Origin of the sequence: Oceanicola sp. S124, from assembly GCF_000220565.1 — a bacterium.
Taxonomy (GTDB): domain Bacteria; phylum Pseudomonadota; class Alphaproteobacteria; order Rhodobacterales; family Rhodobacteraceae; genus Pseudooceanicola.
Genome location: NZ_AFPM01000153.1, coordinates 1 through 20,806, shown reverse-complemented (window position 1 = coordinate 20,806; position 20,806 = coordinate 1). Strand labels below are relative to the sequence as shown.

The following is a 20,806-nucleotide window of genomic DNA, read 5'->3' as shown; positions in this document are numbered from 1 at the left end:
TCTGCCCAGAGGACGGGTTCAGAGAGGGCAGCCGATGCGCGATGCCGCGATCATCGTCGCCGCCGGCCGGGGCACCCGGGCCGGGGGCGCAGAGCCGAAGCAATGGCAGCCGCTGGCCGGTCGCCGGGTGGCCGACTGGACCATCGACGCGATCCGCGCGGCGGGACTGGCGCCGATCGTGGTGGTTCTCCACCCCGAGGACATGGAGATCCCCCTGCCCCCGGATATCCTGCGCGTGGCCGGTGGCGCAAGCCGTGACGCTTCGGTACGGGCCGGGCTGGCGGCGCTGGATCCCGATCTCGTGGACAATGTGCTCATCCATGACGTCGCGCGCCCCTGCGTGCCGCAGCCGGTCATCGCCGGGGTCCGCGCGGCCCTGCGAGAGGCCGAGGCCGCCGCCCCCGGGCTGCCGGTGACCGATGCGCTCTGGCGAGGCGACGCGGGTGCCGTGGCCGGTGTCGCCCCGCGCGACGGGCTGTTCCGGGCGCAGACCCCGCAGGGTTTCCGTCTTGCCCCGCTGCTGGCCGCCCATGCCGCCCATCCCGGCGGCGCCGCCGATGACGTCGAGGTCGCCCGCGCCGCGGGCATCGCCGTCACCATCACCGAAGGCGCCGAAGAGAACCTGAAGATCACCCACCCCGGCGATTTTGCCCGGGCCGAAAAGATACTGAGAGGCCAAATGGATATCAGACTGGGCAATGGCTATGACGTGCATGCCTTCACCGAGGGCGACGGGGTCTGGCTCTGTGGCGTGAAGATCCCCCATGACCGCGCCCTGCTGGGCCATTCCGATGCCGACGTTGCGATGCATGCGGTGACGGATGCGATCTACGGCGCGCTGGCCGAGGGCGACATCGGGCGCCACTTCCCGCCGTCGGATCCGCAGTGGAAGGATGCCGCCAGCGACATCTTCCTGAAGCATGCCGTCGAACTTGCCGCATCGCGCGGCTACGCCATATCGAATATCGACTGCACCATCATCTGCGAGGCGCCGAAGATCGGGCCTCATGCCGGGGCCATGCAGGCCCGCCTGGCCGAGATCACCGGGCTGGAACCCGGGCGCATCTCGGTCAAGGCAACCACATCGGAACGGCTCGGCTTCACCGGGCGCAAGGAGGGGATCGCGTCCATCGCGACGGCCCTGCTGGCAAGAACATGACACTGACATCCCTCATCGCGACGGTCGGCGGCACCGGCTACCTGAAACCCGCCTCGGGCACCTGGGGCAGCGCTGCCGGGCTGGCGCTGGCGGTGCTGCTGCACTGGCTGGGCGGTCCGCTGCTGCTGGCGGTGGCCCTGGTCGTGGTCTGGGTCGCGGGCCTCTGGGCCGTGAAGGCCGAGACCGCGGGCAAGACCGATCATGACCCCTCGGAGATCGTCGTCGACGAGGTGGTCGGCATCTTCGTCGCCTTCCTGCCGGTCTCTCTCGGCGCGGCCCATGTCGGGGCCCCGCTCTCGGCGCTCTGGCCGGGCTGGGTGACGGCCTTCCTGGCCTTCCGCCTCTTCGACATCTGGAAACCCTGGCTGGTCGGCCGGGCGGACCGGCGCAATGACGCCCTGGGTGTGATGCTGGACGACCTGATCGCCGGTGTCTTCGCCGCCGTGGTCGTGGTCGCGCTTGCCGCCCTGTCGCACCTGGTGCTGATGGCATGAGCACCCTGGCCGCCTCCGTGATCGCGGCGGCGCGGGCGCGCGGCCTCAGCCTCGGCACGGCCGAAAGCTGCACCGGCGGGATGATCGCCGCGGCGCTGACCGATGTGCCCGGGTCCTCATCGGTGGTGATGGGGGGCGTGGTCTCTTACGCCGTCGCGGTGAAAGAGGCCGTCCTGGGCGTGCCGCCCGAGGTCATCGCGAGCCATGGCGTCGTCTCGGAAGAGGTCGCCTGCGCCATGGCCCTGGGCGCCCGCGCGGCCCTTGGCGCGGATATCACCGTGGCCACCACCGGCGTTGCCGGGCCCGGGCCCTCGGGCGAGGATCCGGAAGGCCGGGTCTGCCTTGCCATCGCCACTCCCGAGGGGATCGAGAGCGTCAAGATGGACTTCGCGCCACTGGGCCGCGCCAGCGTGCGCGCGGCGGCCACCGACCATGCGCTGAAACTGCTGCTCCGTGCGCTTCAGCCGTAAAGCTCTGCGGCGCGGCGCTCGAAGGCGCGCACGATGCGCTGCATGGCCTCGTTGAAGACCATGCCGATGATCCCCTGAAGCACGGCATTCTTGAATTCGAAATCGACGAAGAAATCGACCTCGCAGCCGCCCTGGGCGTCGCGGAATGCCCAGTTCGACTTCATGTAGCGGAAGGGCCCGTCGAGGTACTCTGTGTCGATCTTCATCTGCCCGGGCCAGAGCACCACGCGGCTGCCGAACTTCTCGCGGAAGACCTTGAACGAGATCACCAGATCCGCCGCCATCACCTCGTGATCGCCCTCGGGCGTGCGGGACCGGATCCGGGCCGCTGCGCACCATGGCAGGAACTGGGGATAGGCCCCCACATCGGCCACCAGATCATACATCTGCTGGGCGCTGTAGGGCAGCTTGCGGGTTTCGGCATGGGTCGGCATGAAGGGCTGAGGCTTCCCGTAGGTTCTGGTTTCTGCTGGTGTTTGGATGTCTTATAGTAGGCCGCGACATTCAAGGGGGAAGACCGTGACGCGTCCATATGTCATCGACGAAATGATCTCTGCAAAGACGATCGCCGCCCGTATCGAGGCACTCTGCCACGAGATCCGGGCCACGTTCCCCGCCGACGAGCGGCTGGTCGTGGTGGGGCTGCTGCGCGGCTCTTTCGTGTTCATCGCCGACCTGGCCCGAGAGCTGGCGGACCGCGATGTCGAGGTCGACTTCCTCGAGGCCTCCTCCTACGGCAATGCCATGGAAAGCTCGCGCGAAGTGCGGATCCTGAAGGACCTGCGCGGCGAGATCGAAGGCCGCAACGTGCTGGTGGTCGAGGATATCGTCGACACGGGCCATACGCTGAAGCACGTCATGGGGCTGCTGCGGTCGCGCAAACCGGCGCGGATCCGCACGATCGCCCTGCTCGACAAGCCCTCGCGACGCGAGGCCGAGATGAAGGCGGACTGGATCGGCTTCGAGATCCCGGATGAATTCGTCGTCGGCTACGGCATCGACTACGCCCAGTGCAACCGCAACCTGCCCTTCATCGGCAAGGTGCGCTTCACCGACGACGCATGATCTGGCTGCTGCGCGCCGTCCGCTGGGTGCGCAACCCGCCCTCGGAGGGGCGGGTGCTGCTGGTGGCGGCGGTGGTGGCGATCTGCCTAGCGATCTGGGGGCTGGAGCAGCTGTTCGGCTTTCCCGACTGGCTGACCCCCGAGCGCCTGCCGCGCCGCTGAGGGCGCGCCGGGCGGCAGGCCACGTCCTGTCACGCCATCGTCAGAAATTCCCTGTTGCGAAGTGGCGTCATGCGGGTAACCCTGCTGCAAAGGGCCACGTGCCCGGCCAGCGGAAGGAGGGCCCGATGCGCAAGGTCCTGGCAAGCCTCGTCGTCCTGATCCTCATCGCCGCGGCAGCGGGCTGGGTGCTGACAGCCCCTGACCCGCTGGACCCGGAGGTCACCGCCGGGCTGACCGGCGATCCCGTCCACGGCGAGGCGATCTTCCACGCCGGTGGCTGCGCCTCCTGCCATGCCGCACCGGGTGCCGAGGGCGAGGACAAGCTGATCCTTGCCGGCGGGCAGGCCTTCGCCAGCCCCTTCGGCACCTTCTATGCGCCGAATATCTCGACCTCGGAGACGGCCGGCATCGGCGCCTGGACCGTTGCCGACCTGGCCAATGCCATGATGCGCGGCGTCTCGCCCGCCGGGCAGCACTACTATCCCGCCTTCCCCTATACCTCTTACGCCAAGGCGCAGCCGCAGGACGTGGCCGATCTGCGCGCCTTCCTCGCCACCCTGCCCGCCGCCGAGACCGCCAGCCGGGATCACGATGTGGGCTTCCCCTTCAACATCCGCCGCGCCCTTGGGGGCTGGAAGCTGTTGTTCTTCAGCGATGATTTCGTCATGGAGCAGGTCAACAGCGATGAGCTGGCACGCGGGCGCTACCTGGTCGAGGCGCTTGGCCACTGCGCCGAATGCCATACGCCCCGCAACGCGCTTGGCGGACTGGACAAGGGGCGCTGGCTGGGCGGCGCGGCCAATCCCTCTGGTCAGGGCACCATCCCCAACATCACCCCCGGCGGCCTCGGCTGGAGCGCCGATGAAATCGCCGAATACCTCGCCTCGGGCTTCACGCCGGACTTCGATGTCGCCGGCGGAGAGATGGCGGCGGTGATCGAGAACACCTCGAAACTGGCCCCCGAGGATCGCGCCGCCATCGCCGCCTATGTCAGCGCGGTGCCCGCGGTCGAGTGAAGCACGGGGCGAAACGCAAACGGGGCAGCCCCTGGCCGCCCCGTTTCGCGTTCACGTCCGTGCCGGGCGGGCTCAGCCCAGTCCCAGTTTCTTCAACCGCGCCTCGCGCAGGCGGGCGAAGTCGTCGCCCGCATGGTAGGACGAGCGTGTCAGCGGCGTTGCCGAGACCATCAGGAAGCCCTTGTTGAAGGCCGATTTCTCGTAGCTGGCAAATTCCTCGGGGGTGACGAAGCGCGCCACCGCATGGTGCTTGGGCGTCGGTTGCAGGTACTGGCCGATGGTCATGAAGTCGATGTCCGCGGCGCGCATGTCGTCCATCACCTGCAGCACCTGCGGCCGTTCCTCGCCCAGGCCGACCATGATGCCGGACTTGGTGAAGATCGTCGGATCCAGCTCCTTCACCCGTTGCAGCAGGCGCAGCGAATGGAAGTAGCGGGCACCCGGGCGGACCTCCTGGTAGAGGCCGGGCACGGTTTCCAGGTTGTGGTTGAACACGTCGGGACGCGCCTCGACCACGGTTTCCAGCACCTCGGGGGCGCATTTGAGGAAGTCGGGCGTCAGGATCTCGATCGTGGTCCTGGGCGAGCGGTGCCGCACGGCGCGGATGGTCTGGGCGAAATGCTCGGCGCCGCCATCCTCGAGGTCATCGCGGTCGACCGAGGTGATCACCACGTGGTTCAGACCCAGCTTCTCGACCGCATGGGCGACGCGGCCCGGCTCGAAGGCGTCCAGCGCATCCGGGCGGCCGGTGGCGATGTTGCAGAAGGTGCAGCCCCGGGTGCAGATCTCGCCCATGATCATCATGGTGGCGTGACCCTGCGACCAGCATTCGCCGACATTGGGGCAGCCCGCCTCTTCGCAGACCGTCACCAGCTTGTTGTCGCGCATGATCTTGCGCGTCTCGTTGTATTCCTTCGAGGTCGGCGCCTTGACCCGGATCCAGGCCGGCTTCTTCGGCTGGGCATTGTCGGGGCGATGTGCCTTTTCCGGGTGTCGCTGCTCGGGGATCTTGAGATCACGCATGTCTGGCTCCTCTTACGGGCTGACGGCTATCATAGCGAGGCGCACGGAAAAGGACCAGTTGCGCATGTCGGTTCTGCATTTCCGGAATGCCTGCCATGCAGTCGCAGAAAGACTGCGAAGCTCTCCGTATACGATTTTGAATTCAGGACATTTTTTCGCGCTACTGAAATGCTGCGGCGCGGAAGTCGGGTTGCACCGCGCTTGGAACAATTCTAACAAACCCTCGACTTATCGCTTCCATAAGAAAGGATGATGCCATGCAGCCCGGCTCGAAACTCCCCCAGGTGACCTTCCGCACCCGCGTCCGTGACGACAGCATCGAAGGCCCCAACCCCTTCCGCTGGCAGGACATGAGCACCGAGGACTATTTCGCCGGCAAGCGCGTCATCCTGTTCTCGCTGCCCGGTGCCTTCACCCCGACCTGCTCGACCTACCAGCTGCCCGGCTTCGAGAACAACTTCGCCAAGTTCCAGGACCTCGGCATCGACGAGATCTACTGCATGTCCGTCAACGACAGCTTCGTCATGAACCAGTGGGCCAAGGCTCAGGGTATCGCCAACGTGAAGGTGATCCCCGACGGCTCGGGCGAGTTCACCCGCCGCGTCGGCATGCTGGTGCACAAGGACAACCTGGGCTTCGGCCTGCGCTCGTGGCGCTATGCCGCCGTGATCAACGACGGCATCGTCGAGGCCTGGTTCGAAGAGCCCGGCATCAGCGACAACCACGGCGAAGATCCTTACGGCCAGTCCTCGCCCGAGACGCTTCTGGCCCACCTGGAAGCGGCCCGCGCTGCGGCCTGACCCCGCCGCGCCGCCCTTCAGAGGGCGGCGCGCACCTCGGCGGTGATCTCCTGCCCGGACTGCGCGAGGATCTGTGCCAGCGTCCGGAACCATCCGTCGTCGATCGAGGACTCGCGCCGCACCAGCGCCACCTGCCGCGCGGGTTCGCGGCCCCCGAACCGGCGCAGCTCCAGCCCCTCGGCTTCCCGCGGCACGGCCAGTTCCGGCAGCAACGTCAGTCCGAAGCCCGCCGCGACCAGGCGCGACAGCGTCGACAGAGACGAGGCGCCCATGTTGATCTGACCATGTTCCTGCGCGCCCCCACAGACCTCGAGCGCCTGCTCGGTCAGGCAATGGCCATCCTCGAGCAGCAGCAGGGTCTCGGGACCGATGTGATCGGGGCGCAGGCTGTCCTCGCGCCCGTCCAGCGCGGTGATCCGGGCGGCAGTCCCGGCCAGGACGAAACGGTCTTCGAACAGCGGTTCTATCACCAACCCCTTGTCCTTCTCCAGCGGCAGCGCCAGCACCACCGCATCCAGCCGCCCGGCCTGCAGGTCCTCGAGCAAGCGCGCCGTCTTGCCCTCCTGCACCTGCACCACCAGCCCGATGTCCTCGGCACGGATCGCGCCAAGCGCGCGCGGCAGCAGGTAGGGCGCGATGGTGGGAATGATGCCAAGGCGCAGCTCTCCGGCGAGGCCCCCGTTCCAGCGCGCCAGGTCCTTCAGTGCCCGCACCTCGGCCAGCACCTTGTCGGTCTGCGCCAGCACCAGCCGCCCGAAGGGGGTCAACGCCACATCGCGGGCCCGCCTCTCGACCAGTTGCCCCCCAAGGGCATCCTCCATCTCGCGGATCTGCACCGACAGCGCGGGTTGCGAGACATGCACCGCCTCGGCCGCGCGACCGAAGTTGCGATGCGTGGCGAGGGAGCGGAAGTAGGACAGCTGGCGGATGGTGATGTTCATAATGACCAGCTATCACAATCCCATCCGCCGGCAATCATAAGTTATCACTCAGGGGGGGGTATAACCGCGCTGCAATCTGATGCGAGTCGTTCGCGCTTTGCCCCTGTCGGGTCCGGGGGTATGCCCGCAACAGGCAGTGAGTGGCGAGATGAGGCGGGATCCGGATGGACTGGGCAACACACCGGCGCGAGGCGCATCAGTTGGGGCGCGCGCAGGAGTACCTGCGCCAGATCGTCTACGGCGGCAATGACGGCATCGTCACCACCTTCGCCATCGTCTCGGGCTTTGCCGGCGCCCAGGCCGATGGCATCGCCCAGATCGGCGGCCTTGCGGTGCTGGTCTTCGGGCTGGCGAACCTGTTCGCCGATGCCGTCTCGATGGGGTTGGGAGAATTCCTGTCGGGCCGCGCGCATCGCGACCTCTACCATGCGCGCCGCGAGCTGGAGCTGCGCGAGATCGCCGAGAATCCCGACCAGGAGCGCGACGAGCTAGAGGTGATCCTGCGCCAGCGCGGCCTGTCGCAGCAGGACGCCCATGCCACAGCCGAGATCATGGTGCATCACCCCTCAATCATGGCGGACCTGATGATGACCTACGAATTCGGGATGCATGACCCCGAGGAGGACAGCCCGGCGGTCAACGGGCTGGTGACCTTCCTCAGCTTCCTGGCCTTCGGCGCCGCGCCGCTGGTGCCCTACTTCCTTCATGCGCCAACCGGCGGCACCTTCCTTGCCTCGATCTGCACGACCCTGGCGGCCCTGACCGCACTTGGCCTGCTGCGCTGGAACGCCACCGGAGAGCGGCTGCTGCGCACCCTCGGCGAGACCATCGCCGTCGGGACCGCCTGCGCCCTGGTGGCCTATGGCGTCGGCCTGCTGGTCGGGGGCTGAGCGACGACGAAGGCCATGCCCCGCACTGCGGACAATCGGCAGACTTTGTTTTGAGATTCGAAACAGAAAGACCCACGGGCCCCGACCGTCTCGGGACCCATGTTAATCTCGCCTAACAAATGACGCGCATCAGCGACAGATTCGACGGGTCGCCGCGGCCCCTGTCAGCCGATCATCCGGCTTTCCTGCGGCAGGCCCGCGTAATGATGATGAAGACGTTCAAGCGCGATGCGCAGGACGATCTTGCCCGACCGCGCCGACCAGCCCATCTTGCGCTCGGCGGTCTCGAGCCCTTCGAGATGGCAGCAGCAGCGCAGGGCCACGTCGGCCAGGCCCGGCCCGAGGTCGCGCAGCGCCGCCGCGACCCGCGCGCCAGCGGCCTCGGCGCCGCGCATCGGCGTCCCACCGCCCGCGCCCCGGGACTCGCTCGCCCCGGCGGTCAGGAAGCGGTCCCAGTCCTGGGTGACGCGCGGCCCCATCTGGGACAGTTCGAAATCCTCGCGCAGGCGCTCTCCCGCCCGAACCAGTTCGTTGCGCAGGAAGGGCTGGCCGTCGCGATCGCGGCGACGGGCAAGGGCGGCGACCGGCGTGTCACTGGCCCAGCCCCGGCCACGGGTCAGATCCTCGGCGCTCTCCGCCCCTGCGCCCTCGTCGCCCATGTCGAACCGGGCCATGCCCTCGGCAAATCCGCGGGCGGCGTTTTCAGCTTTTGCGATCAAGGTGTTGAGGGTCGCACGCCCCTGCGAGGTAATGCTGTAGCGCGCCACGCGCCCGGCGCTCTTGCAGCTGATCCAATCCTTCAGCGCCATGGCCTCGGCCAGCTGACGCGAGACCACGTCGAGCCGGTCGGGAGAGCCGTCGATGCGGTCCCTGACCACCACGGCCTTGTCCATGTCCTGCGCCACGGCCAGCACGGTGCCGGGCCGCGCGAGATGGCGCAGCACCGGCAGCGCATCACGCCGCAGGATGGTGTCGGTGATCGGTGTCTGGAAGTCGTCCCTGGCAGCAGTCTTCATCGTCGAGCGGTCCTGTGTCTGGCCCGACCCCGCCGAGACCCCATCCCTCCCAAGCCGGGAAAGGGCGCAATCCACGAGAAGATCGTCCCGCATCGTCTCGAAACGCCGGATCTGGCGCAGCACGGTCGACGGGTGGCAGCCTGCTTCCCGCGCCAGTTGCCGGATCGGAATTCCGCGTTCCGTGTGGCAAAGATAATGGCGCGCGGCGGTCGGAACCCAGGGGGGCAATCCGCTCGCCACAGGGACATCGCAATGCTCTGTCGGGCTCATATCGGTCTCGTTCGGCAGTCTCGTTAACCCGGGTTATCCCCAGCTTATCCACAAGGTCAGGCGTTAAGGTTTCATAAAGGTTAATTGTTAACCCCGCCCTCAACCATTGTTTCGAAACCATAAACTATTCTTGCGGCACCGTTCGCGACTCCGCGCCGGACGCAACACCCCAATAGGTTGTGCAAGCATCTCCCGGTCGCGATCCGCGACGCTGCAGGAGGTGTGACGATGCAGGATCTGAATGCAATGCTGGCGCAGCTGAAGCGCCCGGGACTACTGGTCAAGGCTGCCCGCATGGCCGCCGAGGACTACCAGCGTGACCGCCACCTGCCGGGGCTGATCGGCGGGCCCGCGCCGCGCCGGCACGGAGCTGCCGCGTTGGATCTGATGGGACGCGAAGCCGAGCTGGAGCAGCTGCGCCGCGAGGGCGCGACGACCTATTCTTCGCTGCGCCACGTGCGCCTTCTGTCGGCCCTGATCGCCGAGGCAAGGCTGATGGCCACCACGACTGGCCTGCCAGAGGCCTGACCGCTCAGGCCGGCGCGTCGGACAGCTCGGCCTTGCGGCGCGCAACGAAGGCTGCCAGTTCCTCGGCGATCGCCGGGTCCATGGCGGGCTGGCGGTAGCTTGCCAGCAACGCGCGCACCCGCTCGGCGGCCAGCTGCTGGCTGTCGCGGGCGCCCTGCTCGGCCCAGGTTTCGAAGGGCCTGTTGTCCAGCACGTCACTGCGCCAGAAGGCCGTCGGCGCATGGCGCTGCGTATGCTCGCAGTCCAGGAAATGACCACCCGGCCCGACCTCGCGGATCGCCTCCATGGCCTGCGCGGCGGGATCATGGGGCACCCCGGCAGCAAGCCGGTGCAGCCCGCCAAGCTGGTCGGCGTCCAGCACGAACTTCTCGAACGAGGCGACCAGACCGCCCTCGAGCCAGCCGCAGGCATGCAGCATGAAGTTCACCCCGCCCAGAAGCGAGGCGTTCAGCGTGTTGGCGCTTTCGTAGGCGGCCTGGGCATCGGGCAGCTTCGCCCCGCACAGCCCGCCTCCGGAACGGAAGGGCAGCCCGAGGCGACGCGCCAGCTGGCCGGCGCCATAGAGAACTTGGCTGGCTTCCGGCGTGCCGAAGGTCGGCGCCCCCGAGGCCATGTCGATCGAGGTGACGAAGGCCCCGAAGATCACCGGCGCGCCGGGGCGCACCAGCTGCGCATAGGCCACCCCGGCCATGACCTCGGCCAGCACCTGCGTCAGCGTCCCGACCACCGAGACCGGCGCCATGGCACCGGCGACGATGAAGGGCGACAGGATCGTCGCCTGCATGTTGGTGGCATAGACCTCCAGCGTTTCCATCGTCGCGTCGTCGAAGGTCAGCGGAGAGTTGATGTTGATCAGCGAGGTCATCACCGGCTGCGAGGTCGCGACCTCGGCGCCGAAGAGGATCTTGCACATCTCGATGCAGTCCCCGGCCCGCGACGCGTTCCAGCCCGACCCCATGAAGGGCTTGTCGGACAGGGTCATATGGGCGTGCAGCATGTCGAGATGGCGCTTGTTCACCGCCACGTCCGTCGGCTCGCAGAGCGTCCCGCCCGAATGGTGCAGCCATTGCGACATGTAGCCGAGCCGGACGAAGTTGCAGAAATCCTCGAGGGTGGCATCGCGGCGCCCGCCGTCGAGATCGCGCACGAAGGGCGGACCGTAGACCGGGGCGAGCACCAGCCCGCGACCGCCGATCTCGACCGAGCGTCCGGGGTTGCGCGCCAGCTGGGTGAACCGGGCGGGCGCGGTGGCGCAGAGCTTGCGGGCCAGGCCGCGCGGGATATGCACCCGCTCGCCGCGCACATCGGCCCCCGCGTCGCGCCAGCGCGCCAAGGCACCGGGATTGTTGATGAAATTGACGCCGACCTCTTCCAGCACCGTCTCGGCATTGGTCTCGATGATCTCCAGCGCTTCGACCGGCAGCATTTCGAGGTCGGGAATCGCGCGCCGGATCACGGGCACGCCATCCACGGTCCGGGCCCGGGGCGCCGCGTCCTGCGTGCCCCCACCTTCGCCCCCGCCCGAACCCTGCCCTGCTGCCATGGTCATGTCGTCCCGCCTCCCCTCGCGCATTTGCCCCTCATCCTAGCGGCCGCAGCCGTGGCGCCCTCTGCCGCAAACGGCACAGGGCGACCGAAAGCGACATACATATCCCAAAAGCGGCACCGATGCGGGTCCACCCGGCCTCTTAGCGGCGGGTGACCAGGATATCGGTCGGCGGCTCGCGCAGGGTCTGTTCGGTGAAGCCGCCCAGCAGGGTCGGCGACAGCGGGCTGCGGCCATGGGCGCCCATGGCGACGAGATCGGGCTTTTCCTGGTCCAGCAGGCGGGTCATCAGCTCTGTCCGGCCTGCGGCCACAGGGTCGGGACAGGCGCAGCCCTCCGGCAGGTCGGTCTTGTCCCACCAGTCGCGCAGGGCGCTGCGGGTCTCGGTCAGGAAGGGCTCCAGCGCCTCGGGATGCCCCGAGCGGGCGATCAGGCCGCGATACGGGATATGCACCGCATGGAAGGTCCTGAACTGCGCCGCCGGAGCGATTGCCGCCGCCGCAGTCAGCGCCGCCGCGCAGGCGGGCGACATGTCGATGCCGCAGAGCACCTTGCCGTAGGGCGCCAGCGGGGCGTCATGTACCAGCAGCACCGGCAGGCTGGAGGCCCGCACGATCCGTTCCATCGTGGTGCCGTAGAACAGGTCCCAGACCGGCCGCTCGCGGTGCGTGCCCAGCACCAGCAGGTCAGCGCCGATGCGCTTCACCACCGCCAGGATACCCTGCAACGGATCGGCGATCTCGACCAGCAGGGTCACCTCCAGATCGGCGTCGATGGCCTGGCAGAGCAGTTCCAGCTCTTCCATGGCGGTCTCGCGGGTGCGGGCGGCGATGCGCTCCGGCAGATCCTGGTCGACGATGCTCAGCACGGTCAGCGCGGCGTCCTGTACGCGTGCCAGCATGAAGGCCCGGCGCAGGGCGCGTTCCGAACGGACAGAGAGATCGGAGGCAACGAGAATGGACTTGGGCACGACGATATCCTTTGCAATCGGGGGAAGAACCACGGCACCTTTAACACGCCCGACAGGCTATCAGCATCGCCGGGGCGTTCAACTGCTACGCACTGCCGCAGCGCCGCCCCCGCCGGGCACGCGACATCTTGCCTAGCGGGCCCTCGCGCTCTATGGCGTGGACATGATCCAGACATCCCATGACCGCCTCCTCATCATCGACTTCGGGTCCCAGGTCACGCAGCTGATCGCGCGTCGCCTGCGGGAGCTGAAGGTCTATTGCGAAATCCACCCCTACCAGAAGGTCACTGCCGCCTTCCTGGCCGAGTTCGCGCCCAAGGCCGTGATCTTCTCGGGCGGGCCCGACAGCGTGGTGCGCGAAGGCTCTCCGCGCCCGCCGAAAGAGGTCTATGACCTCGGCGTGCCGATCCTGGGGATCTGCTATGGCCAGCAGGTCATGATGCAGGACCTCGGCGGCATGGTCGAAGCGGGCGAAAGCCACACCGCCGAGTTTGGCCGCGCCTACGTGCAGCCCGGCGAGGCCCGTATCGACCTGCTGAACGGCTGGTTCCTCGAGGGCCGCGAACAGGTCTGGATGAGCCACGGCGACCACGTCAGCAAGATCGCCCCCGGCTTCGAGGTCTACGGCACCTCGCCCGGCGCGCCCTTCGCCATCACCGCCGATCTCGAGCGCCGCTTCTACGCCGTGCAGTTCCACCCCGAGGTGCACCACACCCCGAACGGCGCGACCCTCTACGAGAACTTCGTGCGCGATGCGGGCTTCTCCGGCGACTGGACCATGGCCGCCTACCGCGAAGAGATGATCGCCAAGATCCGCGAGCAGGTCGGCTCGGCCCATGTCATCTGCGGCCTTTCGGGTGGCGTCGACAGCTCGGTCACCGCGATCCTGCTGCACGAGGCCATCGGCGAGCAGCTGACCTGCGTCTTCGTCGACCACGGCCTGCTGCGCCTCAACGAGGCCGAAGAAGTCGTGAAGATGTTCCGCGACAACTACAACATCAAGCTGATCCACGCGGATGAAAGCGACTTGTTCCTCGGCGCGCTGGAAGGGGTCAGCGACCCCGAGGTGAAGCGCAAGACCATCGGCAAGCTGTTCATCGACGTCTTCCAGAAATACGCCAGCCAGATCGAGGATGCGACCTTCCTCGCGCAGGGCACGCTTTACCCGGACGTGATCGAGTCGGTCTCCTTCTCCGGCGGCCCCTCGGTGACGATCAAGAGCCACCACAATGTCGGTGGCCTGCCCGAGAAGATGGGCCTGAAGCTGGTCGAACCGCTGCGCGAGCTGTTCAAGGACGAGGTGCGCGCGCTTGGCACCGAACTGGGCCTGCCGCAAAGCTTCATCGGCCGCCATCCCTTCCCCGGGCCCGGCCTGGCGATCCGCTGCCCCGGCGAGATCACCCGCGACAAGCTGGCGATCCTGCAGAAGGCCGACGCGGTCTATATCGACCAGATCCGCAAGCACGGTCTCTACGACGAGATCTGGCAGGCCTTCGCCGCCATCCTGCCGATGCGCACCGTGGGCGTGATGGGCGATGGCCGCACCTACGACTACGCGCTGGCGCTGCGGGCCGTGACCTCGGTCGACGGGATGACCGCCGACTACTACCCCTTCACCCATGAATTCCTGGGCGAGACCTCGACCCGGATCATCAACGAAGTGAAGGGCGTGAACCGCGTGTTCTACGACTGCACGTCGAAGCCCCCGGGGACGATCGAGCTGGAGTGATCCGCCTCGAACCAATGCAAAGGCGCCGCGAGGGATCGCGGCGCCTTTTTCGTTCCGGGGGCCGGGCGGGATCAAACCCGCCCGTCGCCTGTCTCAGAAGCGGATACCGGCGGTGACCTGCGCGCCGGTGTCACCGTTCTCGTCCAGCTGTGCCTCGATGCGCATCGACCAGGGGCTGCCCGGGCTGCCCAGTTCGGCGCCGAGGGTCAGCAGGCCGTAGACGTCGTCGCCGCCGGTCGAGAAGCGGGTGCTGTCAGTGCCCAGCGTCATGGTGACATCCTCGCCATCGGTGAAGAGCACATCCACCCCGAGGAAGGGCGTCACGCTGTTGCCGCCCGAGAGCGTGCGGTAGAGCTGGACCTCTGCCGAGAGGTAGCCGGCGGTCACACTGCGGTCGCCGAAGCTGGCGCCGCCAAGGCCGCTGGAGCTGTAGCCGTCGATGTGCTGACGCTCGATCCCGGCGCGGGCGACCAAGGACAGACCCGCCTCGCTGGGCGCCGTCGCCATCGAGGCCGCCAGGCCGAAGCTGCGGGTATCGGTGCTGCCGTCACCGCTGGCGCTGGCCGCGCTGGTCATGTCGAGACGCCCGAACCCTAGGTAGGCCATGGCATCGACCTGGGTGCCGCCCGCCAGCACCTTGCCGCTGCGCAGGCCGACCAGGGCGCTGCGGTGATCCATCTCGTGATCCGAGGCCACGTCGGTGTGCACGCTGCCCCAGGACAGGAACAGGCCATAGCTGGCGAAATCACGGCCCAGGGTCAGGCGGCCATTGCCCTGCCCCTCGAAGACACCGGCCGAGCCGACGGCCCAGAAGCTGCCCGCCGGAGCGGACATGAAGGACAGCACGCCCTCGGGCGCCGAGGTGCCAGAGAAGCCCAGCACCGACTTGCCGAAGCCCGCGACCTGCCCGGTCAGCACAGTGTCGAGACCGGCGAAGGACTCGGTCGAGGCGACGGCCAGGGTCAGGTCGTCATAGACGGCGTTCGGCGCATCGCTCAGGTCGATATCCTCGGGATCCGAGATGAAAGTCACCACCCCGTCGCGAACCGTGGAATGAACGATCAGGCTGTCCTCGCCCTCGCCCAGGTCGACATCGCCGTTGATGTCCAGCGAGTAGAGTTCCAGCGTGTCATCGCCCGCGCCCAGTTGCAGCGCCAGCCCGCCGCGACCGGTGATCGTGCCGTGGTTCACCACGTATTGCGACATGGTGTTGGCCGGATCATGGTCGCCCAGCTCGACGTTGATGCCGATCTCGCCCTCGATCAGGCCGTAGTTGGTGATCGTCGAAAGTTCGACCTCGGAGGCGTCGAAGTCGATGCCGTCCTCGGACCCGTAGGAGATGATGCGGCCGTAGTTCGTCACCGTGCCACTGTCGATGTCGATGCCGTCCTGGTCGCCGTCGACCAGCAGGTCGCCCCGGTTGAGGATCTCGGCGTTCTCGCCGGCGTTGATCGCATCGTCGCTGGCGTTGATGGTGCCGGTGTTGAGGATATAGGCATCGTCGCCCGCCTCGATGCCCTCGGTGCCGGGATTGATCGTGCCGGTGTTGGTGATCGTCGCGCCGTCCTCGGCCTGGATGCCCTTGTCGCCGGACCAGAGCGTGCCGTGGTTGATCACCACCGCGTCGTCGCCGACCTGGATCGCCTCGTCATCGCCGTCGATCACGCCCCAGTTGGTCACTTCGATCAGCCCGTCCTCGACGCGCACACCGTCGCTGTTCTGGCCGGTGATGGTCGCGCCCGCGTAGTTCAGCACGATGCCGTTGCCGAAGATGTCGACGCCACGGTCGCCGCCGGTGATCTCGCCGTAGTTCCTGACCGTCGAGGTCGCCAGCTCGTCGAAGTCGGGGTCATCCTCGTCCGAGTAGGAGACCGCGATGCCGTCGCCCTCCTCGTCCTGGCCGGTGATCTCGCCGCCGTCCTGGTTGGTCAGCTCGAGGCCTTCCTCGGCGGTGATCGCATTGTCGCCACCGATGATGCTGCCCGCGTTGATCACCTCGGCGTCCTTGCCAAGCTGCAGGCCCTCGTCATCGCCCTGGATGCTGCCCGAGTTGCCCACATAGGCGTCGTTGTCGAGGTTTATCGCATCCTTGTCGGTGCTGAGGATGCTTCCCTCGTTGGTGATCGAGGCCTCGTCATCGCCCTCGATGGCATGGTCATTGTCCGAACGGATGGACCCGTAGTTGGTCAGCGTCACCTCGTCCTTGAACAGGAAGGCCTGGTCGCCGCCGTCGGTGATCTCGGCGCCCTCGGCGACGGTAATCTCGGCTTCGTCCAGCGCGTCGTCGACAATGCCGGGGCCGGTGCCGAGGCAGAGAACGCTCTCGCCGTCCTCCGGGGCCGAGGGATCGCAGGCGGCGGCAATCGGCTCTGCCTGCACCGCGCCCAGCCAGGGCGCGACGGCCAGCATGGCAAGGATGGAAACGCGCGTGGTGGTCTTGGACATGGTGTTCCCCCGAATGTCAGTGATCAGTCCCGTCCTCCCCCTGCGCGGGAATGGTAACAGGCGCATGACAGTCCGTACGGAGGCGACGGGCTATGGTTTCGCGGCAACAGGAAGCCCCGCGGCCGGGCCGGGAATCGCTTGCAGGCGCGGGACGGCGCGGGCACTCTCGGTCCAGGCTCGGCCCGCGCCTCCTCCCTCCGACGGGGAAACATGCGACATGTGGGGCAACTGATCTTGCGGACCCATGGTGGACCGACGCATGCGGAGGGGTTGCGTAGACGATCTGCCAGGAGGTTCCGGATATGCACCTGTCCGCCCCGATATTCCGACTGAAACGCCAGGCCCGGCTGACCGCCCGCACCGAGGGCATCCCGCTGTCCCGTGCCCTTGACCGGCTGGCCCGCGCCGAGGGCTATGCCCGCTGGTCCGAGCTGGCCGCCCGTGCCGCCGAGACGCCGCCGGGCGCGGCTCTGCTTGGCCAGCTGCACCCCGGCGACCTGCTCCTGCTGGCCGCGCGCCCGCAACAGGGCAAGACCCTGACCGCCGTGCAGATGCTGATCGCCGCCGCCGCCGAGGGGCGCGGCGCCCATCTGTTCACCCTCGAGGACAGCGCCGCACAGGCTGCGGCCCGCATCCGTGGCGAGGGGGGCACGCCCGAGGCGATTGCCATCGACACCTCGGACGAGATCTCGGCCAGCCACATCATCACCGCCCTGAGGCTTGCACCGGCGGGCAGCCTGGCGGTCATCGACTACCTGCAATTGCTGGACCAGCGCCGCGACAAGCCCGACCTGGCCCGGCAGGTCACCGCGCTGCGCGCCTTCGCGCAAGCCAGCGGCGTGATCCTCTGCGCCCTGTCCCAGATCGACCGCCACTATGACCCCGCCACGAGGCCCCTGCCCGATGTCGGCGACCTGCGGTTGCCGAACCGGCTGGATCCGGCGCTGTTCACCCGTCACTGCTTCCTGCAGGGCGGACGGCTGCACATGACCGCCCGCTGACCGGGCGATCCGGCGACCGGCGGCGCCCCGCGCGCCGGTCGCCCTATAAGCGCTTGCCGCATCGCGCCGGACCTGAGAAAAAGGGGTCCACCAACGCGCGTGAGGCCGATGAACAAGCGAGACACGATACGCTACCGTTGCGAGAACGCCGGCCTCCGCATGACCGAGCAGCGCCGGGTGATCTCGGACGTGCTGGACCAGTCGCGCGACCACCCCGACGTGGAAGAGCTGCACGCCCGCGCCAATGCCCGCGATCCGCGCATCTCGCTGGCCACGGTCTACCGCACGGTGAAGGTCTTCGAAGAGGCCGGGATCCTCGAAAAGGTCGATTTCGGCGATGGCCGCGCCCGCTACGAGGATGCCGAGCGCGCCCACCACGACCACCTGATCGACGTGACCACCGGCAAGGTGATCGAATTCTGCGACCCGGAGATCGAGGCACTGCAGGAAAGGATCGCGGCCAAGCTGGGCTACCGCCTGCAGGGTCACCGGCTGGAGCTTTACGGCGTGCCGGTCCGCCCCGCGCCCGACTCGGGTGAGTGAGAGGCGCCCGCCCGCCTGTTTCCCGAGCCACTGAACCGAGACTGCCCACCACGCCCGAAGCCGGGGACCGCGCTTTCGGTGAACCCGCCTGTGCGTCGGGCCCGGCCGCGCGCGGCTTGTGGCGCGCGGGGCGCGGTGCTAACCGGCGGCCGAACACCCATTCCCGGACCCGCCAGATGCAGAACCTCAGGGGCATTGTCCTCGTCATCCTCGCCATGGCCTTCTTCACCCTCGAGGACGGCTTCAACAAGTTCCTGACCACCAGCTTGCCCGCCGGACAGGTCATGGTGTTCCTCGGCCTCGGCGGGGTCCTGCTGTTCGGGGGCATCTGCCTCTGGCAGCGCAGCCCGGTGCTGGGGCCGCTGTCGCGCCACCCTGCGGTGATCACCCGCACCGTGGCCGAGGGGTTCTCGACGCTGTTCTTCATCTCGGCGCTGGCGCTGGTGCCGATTGCCACCGTGGGCGCGGTCTTCCAGGCGACACCGCTGGCGATCACCCTGGGCGCGGCGCTGTTCCTTGGCGAAAGGGTCGGCTGGCGGCGCTGGTCGGCGATCGTGGTCGGCTTCCTGGGCGTGCTGGTGGTCATCCGCCCCGGCCTCTCCGGTTTCCAGCCCGAGGCGCTGCTGGTGCTTGGCGCGGTGCTCTCGGTGGCGGTGCGCGACCTGGCGGCCCGACGGATGCCCGAGGCGCTACCCTCGACCGTGGCCGCCTTCCTGGCCTTCTCGATCCTGGCGCCGACCGGAGTCGTGCTGCTGGCCATCGAGGGCCGCGACTGGCAGCCCATGACCGCGCATCAGTCGCTGCTGATGCTGCTGTCCTTCCTTTCGATGGCGGCGGGCTACTACCTGGTGCTGCTGGCGACGCGTATCGGCGATGCCTCGGCGGTCACCCCCTTCCGCTACACCCGGCTGCTGTTCACCCTGATCATGGGCGCGCTGGTCTTCGCAGAGATGCCGGACCTGCTGACCTACGCCGGCTCGGCTCTGATCCTCGGCTCGGGCCTCTATACCTTCCTGCGCGAACGTCGCCTGGCACGCCGGATCCTGGCCGAAAGCCGCGCCGATCCGCTGCCCTAGGGCCGCAGTTGCCCGCTGGTGGCGCAATCTTTGCGCCGCCGCCTTTCCAAGCCGCCCCGCGCACTCTACAACCCGGGGCAAAGGCCCCTGGACAGAGGACATTTCCAGATGAGCACCATTATCGACATCCACGCCCGCGAAATTCTCGACAGCCGCGGCAACCCCACGGTCGAGGTCGACGTGATCCTCGAAGACGGCACCATGGGCCGCGCCGCCGTGCCCTCGGGCGCCTCCACCGGCGTGCATGAGGCGGTCGAGAAGCGAGACGGCGACAAGGCACGCTACATGGGCAAGGGAGTGCTCGAGGCCGTGGCGGCCGTCAACGGCGAGATCGCCGAGGCCATCGTCGGCTTCGACGCCACCGACCAGGTCGGCATCGACATGGCGATGATCGAGCTGGACGGCACCGACAACAAGGGCCGCCTGGGCGCCAACGCCATCCTCGGCGTCTCGCTTGCCGTGGCCAAGGCGGCGGCGGATTTCACCGGCCAGCCCCTCTATCGCTACGTCGGCGGCACCTCGGCCCGCGTCCTGCCGGTGCCGATGATGAACATCATCAACGGCGGTGAACACGCCGACAACCCGATCGACATCCAGGAATTCATGATCATGCCGGTCGCCGCGGAGAACATCCGCGAAGCCGTCCGCATGGGCTCGGAAGTGTTCCACACCCTGAAGAAGGAACTGTCGGCGGCGGGCATGTCCACCGGCCTCGGCGACGAGGGCGGTTTCGCCCCCGAGCTGGCTTCGACCACCGCGGCGCTCGACTTCATCCTGAAATCCATCGAGAAGGCCGGCTACAAGCCGGGCGAGGACATCTACCTGGCGCTCGACTGCGCCTCGACCGAGTACTACGTCGATGGCAAGTACGAGATGAAGGGCGAAGGCAAGTCCCTGACCTCGGCCGAGAACGCCGAGTACCTCAAGCAGCTTTGCGAGGCCTACCCGATCATCTCGATCGAGGACGGCATGGCGGAGGATGACTGGGAAGGCTGGAAGCTGCTGACCGAGTCCATCGGCGACAAGGTGCAGCTGGTCGGCGACGACCTCTTCGTCACCAACCCGGCACGCCTGTCGATGGGCATCGAGCAGGGCGTGGCGAACTCGATGCTGGTCAAGGTGAACCAGATCGGTTCTCTGACCGAGACGCTGAAGGCCGTCGATATGGCGCATCGCGCCCGCTACACCAACGTGATGTCGCACCGCTCGGGCGAGACCGAGGATGCGACCATCGCCGACCTCGCCGTCGCTACCAACTGCGGTCAGATCAAGACCGGCTCGCTGGCCCGGTCTGACCGGCTGGCGAAGTACAACCAGCTGATCCGCATCGAGGAAATGCTGGGCGAGACCGCCGAATACGCCGGCCGCTCGATCCTGAAGTAAGCCCGTCCCCGACGGAGCATCACGCGCCCCCGGCCCTGCCGCGGGGCGCGTTTTGCTTTGTGCGACGGCCCCCGGCTCGCAGGTGCACTTTCCTTCCCGCGACACGCTCAGGTGCGCGGGCGCAGGCGCCCCGCCATGGCCAGGCTCTTGCCCGCCAGCAGGAAGGCCAGCGGGCCGATCCCCAGCGAGAAGACGAAGGCGACCGGCCAGGCGGTCAGCCAGCGCTGCATCCAGGTCGCCAGCCAGCCCGGGCCAAACCGAGGGCAGGATCGACATGCAG

Annotated in this window: 22 protein-coding genes; 14 read left to right on the top strand and 8 right to left on the bottom strand. The window is 67.8% G+C overall.

Annotation, left to right across the window (positions count from 1 at the left end):
• The first annotated feature begins 34 nt into the window (after positions 1-34).
• From OS124_RS0110490 to OS124_RS0110480, 3 genes are read left to right on the top strand one after another with little or no spacing between them, the layout of a single operon-like run.
• The gene (locus tag OS124_RS0110490) at positions 35-1,159 is read left to right on the top strand and encodes a bifunctional 2-C-methyl-D-erythritol 4-phosphate cytidylyltransferase/2-C-methyl-D-erythritol 2,4-cyclodiphosphate synthase (protein ID WP_029375341.1); all 1,125 of its coding nucleotides are present in this window, start codon (positions 35-37) and stop codon (positions 1,157-1,159) included.
• Entirely contained in the window at positions 1,156-1,653 is a 498-nt protein-coding gene (locus OS124_RS0110485; RefSeq protein WP_010139534.1) for a phosphatidylglycerophosphatase A family protein, read from the top strand. The genes OS124_RS0110490 and OS124_RS0110485 overlap by 4 nt, the downstream gene beginning before the upstream one ends.
• Complete coding sequence (locus OS124_RS0110480; RefSeq protein WP_010139533.1) at positions 1,650-2,123, top strand: CinA family protein; 474 nt, start codon at positions 1,650-1,652, stop codon at positions 2,121-2,123. Before OS124_RS0110485 ends, OS124_RS0110480 begins: the two co-directional genes overlap by 4 nt.
• Here the strand turns inward: OS124_RS0110480 and OS124_RS0110475 are convergent.
• Positions 2,114-2,557 (bottom strand): type II toxin-antitoxin system RatA family toxin, encoded by a 444-nt coding sequence (locus OS124_RS0110475; RefSeq protein ID WP_010139532.1) that lies wholly within the window; start codon positions 2,555-2,557, stop codon positions 2,114-2,116. The genes OS124_RS0110480 and OS124_RS0110475 overlap by 10 nt on opposite strands.
• 112 nt (positions 2,558-2,669) lie before the next feature.
• Between OS124_RS0110475 and hpt the strand changes: the two genes are divergently transcribed.
• The 3 genes from hpt (at position 2,670) to OS124_RS0110460 (ending at position 4,365) form a co-directional block, all read left to right on the top strand.
• Positions 2,670-3,188: a hypoxanthine phosphoribosyltransferase gene (gene hpt / locus OS124_RS0110470; protein WP_040607027.1), complete on the top strand. Its 519-nt coding sequence runs from the start codon at positions 2,670-2,672 to the stop codon at positions 3,186-3,188.
• Positions 3,185-3,349 carry a hypothetical protein gene (locus tag OS124_RS27440; protein WP_168161463.1) on the top strand — a complete coding sequence of 55 codons (165 nt, stop codon included), beginning with the start codon at positions 3,185-3,187 and terminating at the stop codon, positions 3,347-3,349. Before hpt ends, OS124_RS27440 begins: the two co-directional genes overlap by 4 nt.
• Positions 3,350-3,474: 125 nt before the next feature.
• Positions 3,475-4,365, top strand: a complete 891-nt coding sequence (locus tag OS124_RS0110460) for a cytochrome c (RefSeq protein WP_010139530.1) — start codon at positions 3,475-3,477, stop codon at positions 4,363-4,365.
• 72 nt (positions 4,366-4,437) lie between these two features.
• On the opposite strand, the gene lipA is transcribed toward OS124_RS0110460, so the two are convergent.
• Positions 4,438-5,388, bottom strand: a complete 951-nt coding sequence (gene lipA / locus OS124_RS0110455; protein ID WP_010139529.1) for a lipoyl synthase — start codon at positions 5,386-5,388, stop codon at positions 4,438-4,440.
• 257 nt (positions 5,389-5,645) lie between these two features.
• On the opposite strand from lipA, the gene OS124_RS0110450 reads away from it, so the two are divergent.
• A complete protein-coding gene (locus OS124_RS0110450) occupies positions 5,646-6,188 on the top strand; it encodes a peroxiredoxin (protein ID WP_010139528.1) in 543 nt (180 codons plus the stop codon).
• A gap of 17 nt (positions 6,189-6,205) precedes the next feature.
• Here OS124_RS0110450 and OS124_RS0110445 read toward each other — a convergent pair whose 3' ends face one another.
• Positions 6,206-7,129, bottom strand: a complete 924-nt coding sequence (locus OS124_RS0110445; RefSeq protein WP_010139526.1) for a LysR substrate-binding domain-containing protein — start codon at positions 7,127-7,129, stop codon at positions 6,206-6,208.
• Between the two features lie 164 nt (positions 7,130-7,293).
• On the opposite strand from OS124_RS0110445, the gene OS124_RS0110440 reads away from it, so the two are divergent.
• Positions 7,294-8,019 (top strand): VIT1/CCC1 transporter family protein, encoded by a 726-nt coding sequence (locus tag OS124_RS0110440; RefSeq protein ID WP_010139525.1) that lies wholly within the window; start codon positions 7,294-7,296, stop codon positions 8,017-8,019.
• A 164-nt stretch (positions 8,020-8,183) separates the two neighbouring features.
• Here OS124_RS0110440 and OS124_RS0110435 read toward each other — a convergent pair whose 3' ends face one another.
• A complete protein-coding gene (locus OS124_RS0110435; protein ID WP_337459423.1) occupies positions 8,184-9,035 on the bottom strand; it encodes a DUF6456 domain-containing protein in 852 nt (283 codons plus the stop codon).
• A 498-nt stretch (positions 9,036-9,533) separates the two neighbouring features.
• Between OS124_RS0110435 and OS124_RS0110430 the strand changes: the two genes are divergently transcribed.
• Entirely contained in the window at positions 9,534-9,833 is a 300-nt protein-coding gene (locus OS124_RS0110430) for a DUF6477 family protein (RefSeq protein ID WP_010139523.1), read from the top strand.
• A 4-nt stretch (positions 9,834-9,837) separates the two neighbouring features.
• Here OS124_RS0110430 and OS124_RS0110425 read toward each other — a convergent pair whose 3' ends face one another.
• Entirely contained in the window at positions 9,838-11,376 is a 1,539-nt protein-coding gene (locus OS124_RS0110425) for a trimethylamine methyltransferase family protein (protein ID WP_138919495.1), read from the bottom strand.
• A gap of 145 nt (positions 11,377-11,521) precedes the next feature.
• Positions 11,522-12,349, bottom strand: coding sequence for a universal stress protein (locus OS124_RS24345; RefSeq protein ID WP_010139521.1), 828 nt, complete (start codon positions 12,347-12,349; stop codon positions 11,522-11,524).
• A gap of 163 nt (positions 12,350-12,512) precedes the next feature.
• Between OS124_RS24345 and guaA the strand changes: the two genes are divergently transcribed.
• Positions 12,513-14,078: a glutamine-hydrolyzing GMP synthase gene (gene guaA, locus OS124_RS0110415; RefSeq protein WP_010139520.1), complete on the top strand. Its 1,566-nt coding sequence runs from the start codon at positions 12,513-12,515 to the stop codon at positions 14,076-14,078.
• A gap of 93 nt (positions 14,079-14,171) precedes the next feature.
• Here the strand turns inward: guaA and OS124_RS0110410 are convergent, their stop codons facing one another.
• Positions 14,172-16,523: an outer membrane autotransporter gene (locus tag OS124_RS0110410; protein ID WP_010139519.1), complete on the bottom strand. Its 2,352-nt coding sequence runs from the start codon at positions 16,521-16,523 to the stop codon at positions 14,172-14,174.
• 302 nt (positions 16,524-16,825) lie between these two features.
• Between OS124_RS0110410 and OS124_RS0110405 the strand changes: the two genes are divergently transcribed.
• From OS124_RS0110405 to eno, 4 genes are all read left to right on the top strand, one after another.
• Positions 16,826-17,524 carry a DNA helicase gene (locus tag OS124_RS0110405; protein WP_010139518.1) on the top strand — a complete coding sequence of 233 codons (699 nt, stop codon included), beginning with the start codon at positions 16,826-16,828 and terminating at the stop codon, positions 17,522-17,524.
• 108 nt (positions 17,525-17,632) lie between these two features.
• Positions 17,633-18,067: a Fur family transcriptional regulator gene (locus tag OS124_RS0110400; RefSeq protein ID WP_010139517.1), complete on the top strand. Its 435-nt coding sequence runs from the start codon at positions 17,633-17,635 to the stop codon at positions 18,065-18,067.
• Between the two features lie 176 nt (positions 18,068-18,243).
• A complete protein-coding gene (locus tag OS124_RS0110395; RefSeq protein ID WP_010139516.1) occupies positions 18,244-19,143 on the top strand; it encodes a DMT family transporter in 900 nt (299 codons plus the stop codon).
• Positions 19,144-19,251: 108 nt separating this feature from the next.
• Positions 19,252-20,526, top strand: a complete 1,275-nt coding sequence (gene eno / locus OS124_RS0110390) for a phosphopyruvate hydratase (RefSeq protein ID WP_010139515.1) — start codon at positions 19,252-19,254, stop codon at positions 20,524-20,526.
• A 107-nt stretch (positions 20,527-20,633) separates the two neighbouring features.
• Here eno and OS124_RS26560 read toward each other — a convergent pair.
• Positions 20,634-20,806: DUF2798 domain-containing protein (locus OS124_RS26560; RefSeq protein ID WP_138919494.1), on the bottom strand; the 173-nt coding region annotated here is incomplete at its 5' end.

Coding starts and splice junctions, on each gene's coding strand:
- OS124_RS0110490 (WP_029375341.1), top strand. CDS start 35: ATGCGCGATGCCGCGATCATCGTCGCCGCCGGCCGGGGCACCCGGGCC.
- OS124_RS0110485 (WP_010139534.1), top strand. CDS start 1,156: ATGACACTGACATCCCTCATCGCGACGGTCGGCGGCACCGGCTACCTG.
- OS124_RS0110480 (WP_010139533.1), top strand. CDS start 1,650: ATGAGCACCCTGGCCGCCTCCGTGATCGCGGCGGCGCGGGCGCGCGGC.
- OS124_RS0110475 (WP_010139532.1), bottom strand. CDS start 2,557: ATGCCGACCCATGCCGAAACCCGCAAGCTGCCCTACAGCGCCCAGCAG.
- hpt (WP_040607027.1), top strand. CDS start 2,670: ATGATCTCTGCAAAGACGATCGCCGCCCGTATCGAGGCACTCTGCCAC.
- OS124_RS27440 (WP_168161463.1), top strand. CDS start 3,185: ATGATCTGGCTGCTGCGCGCCGTCCGCTGGGTGCGCAACCCGCCCTCG.
- OS124_RS0110460 (WP_010139530.1), top strand. CDS start 3,475: ATGCGCAAGGTCCTGGCAAGCCTCGTCGTCCTGATCCTCATCGCCGCG.
- lipA (WP_010139529.1), bottom strand. CDS start 5,388: ATGCGTGATCTCAAGATCCCCGAGCAGCGACACCCGGAAAAGGCACAT.
- OS124_RS0110450 (WP_010139528.1), top strand. CDS start 5,646: ATGCAGCCCGGCTCGAAACTCCCCCAGGTGACCTTCCGCACCCGCGTC.
- OS124_RS0110445 (WP_010139526.1), bottom strand. CDS start 7,129: ATGAACATCACCATCCGCCAGCTGTCCTACTTCCGCTCCCTCGCCACG.
- OS124_RS0110440 (WP_010139525.1), top strand. CDS start 7,294: ATGGACTGGGCAACACACCGGCGCGAGGCGCATCAGTTGGGGCGCGCG.
- OS124_RS0110435 (WP_337459423.1), bottom strand. CDS start 9,035: ATGAAGACTGCTGCCAGGGACGACTTCCAGACACCGATCACCGACACC.
- OS124_RS0110430 (WP_010139523.1), top strand. CDS start 9,534: ATGCAGGATCTGAATGCAATGCTGGCGCAGCTGAAGCGCCCGGGACTA.
- OS124_RS0110425 (WP_138919495.1), bottom strand. CDS start 11,376: ATGGCAGCAGGGCAGGGTTCGGGCGGGGGCGAAGGTGGGGGCACGCAG.
- guaA (WP_010139520.1), top strand. CDS start 12,513: ATGATCCAGACATCCCATGACCGCCTCCTCATCATCGACTTCGGGTCC.
- OS124_RS0110410 (WP_010139519.1), bottom strand. CDS start 16,523: ATGTCCAAGACCACCACGCGCGTTTCCATCCTTGCCATGCTGGCCGTC.
- OS124_RS0110405 (WP_010139518.1), top strand. CDS start 16,826: ATGCACCTGTCCGCCCCGATATTCCGACTGAAACGCCAGGCCCGGCTG.
- OS124_RS0110400 (WP_010139517.1), top strand. CDS start 17,633: ATGAACAAGCGAGACACGATACGCTACCGTTGCGAGAACGCCGGCCTC.
- OS124_RS0110395 (WP_010139516.1), top strand. CDS start 18,244: ATGCAGAACCTCAGGGGCATTGTCCTCGTCATCCTCGCCATGGCCTTC.
- eno (WP_010139515.1), top strand. CDS start 19,252: ATGAGCACCATTATCGACATCCACGCCCGCGAAATTCTCGACAGCCGC.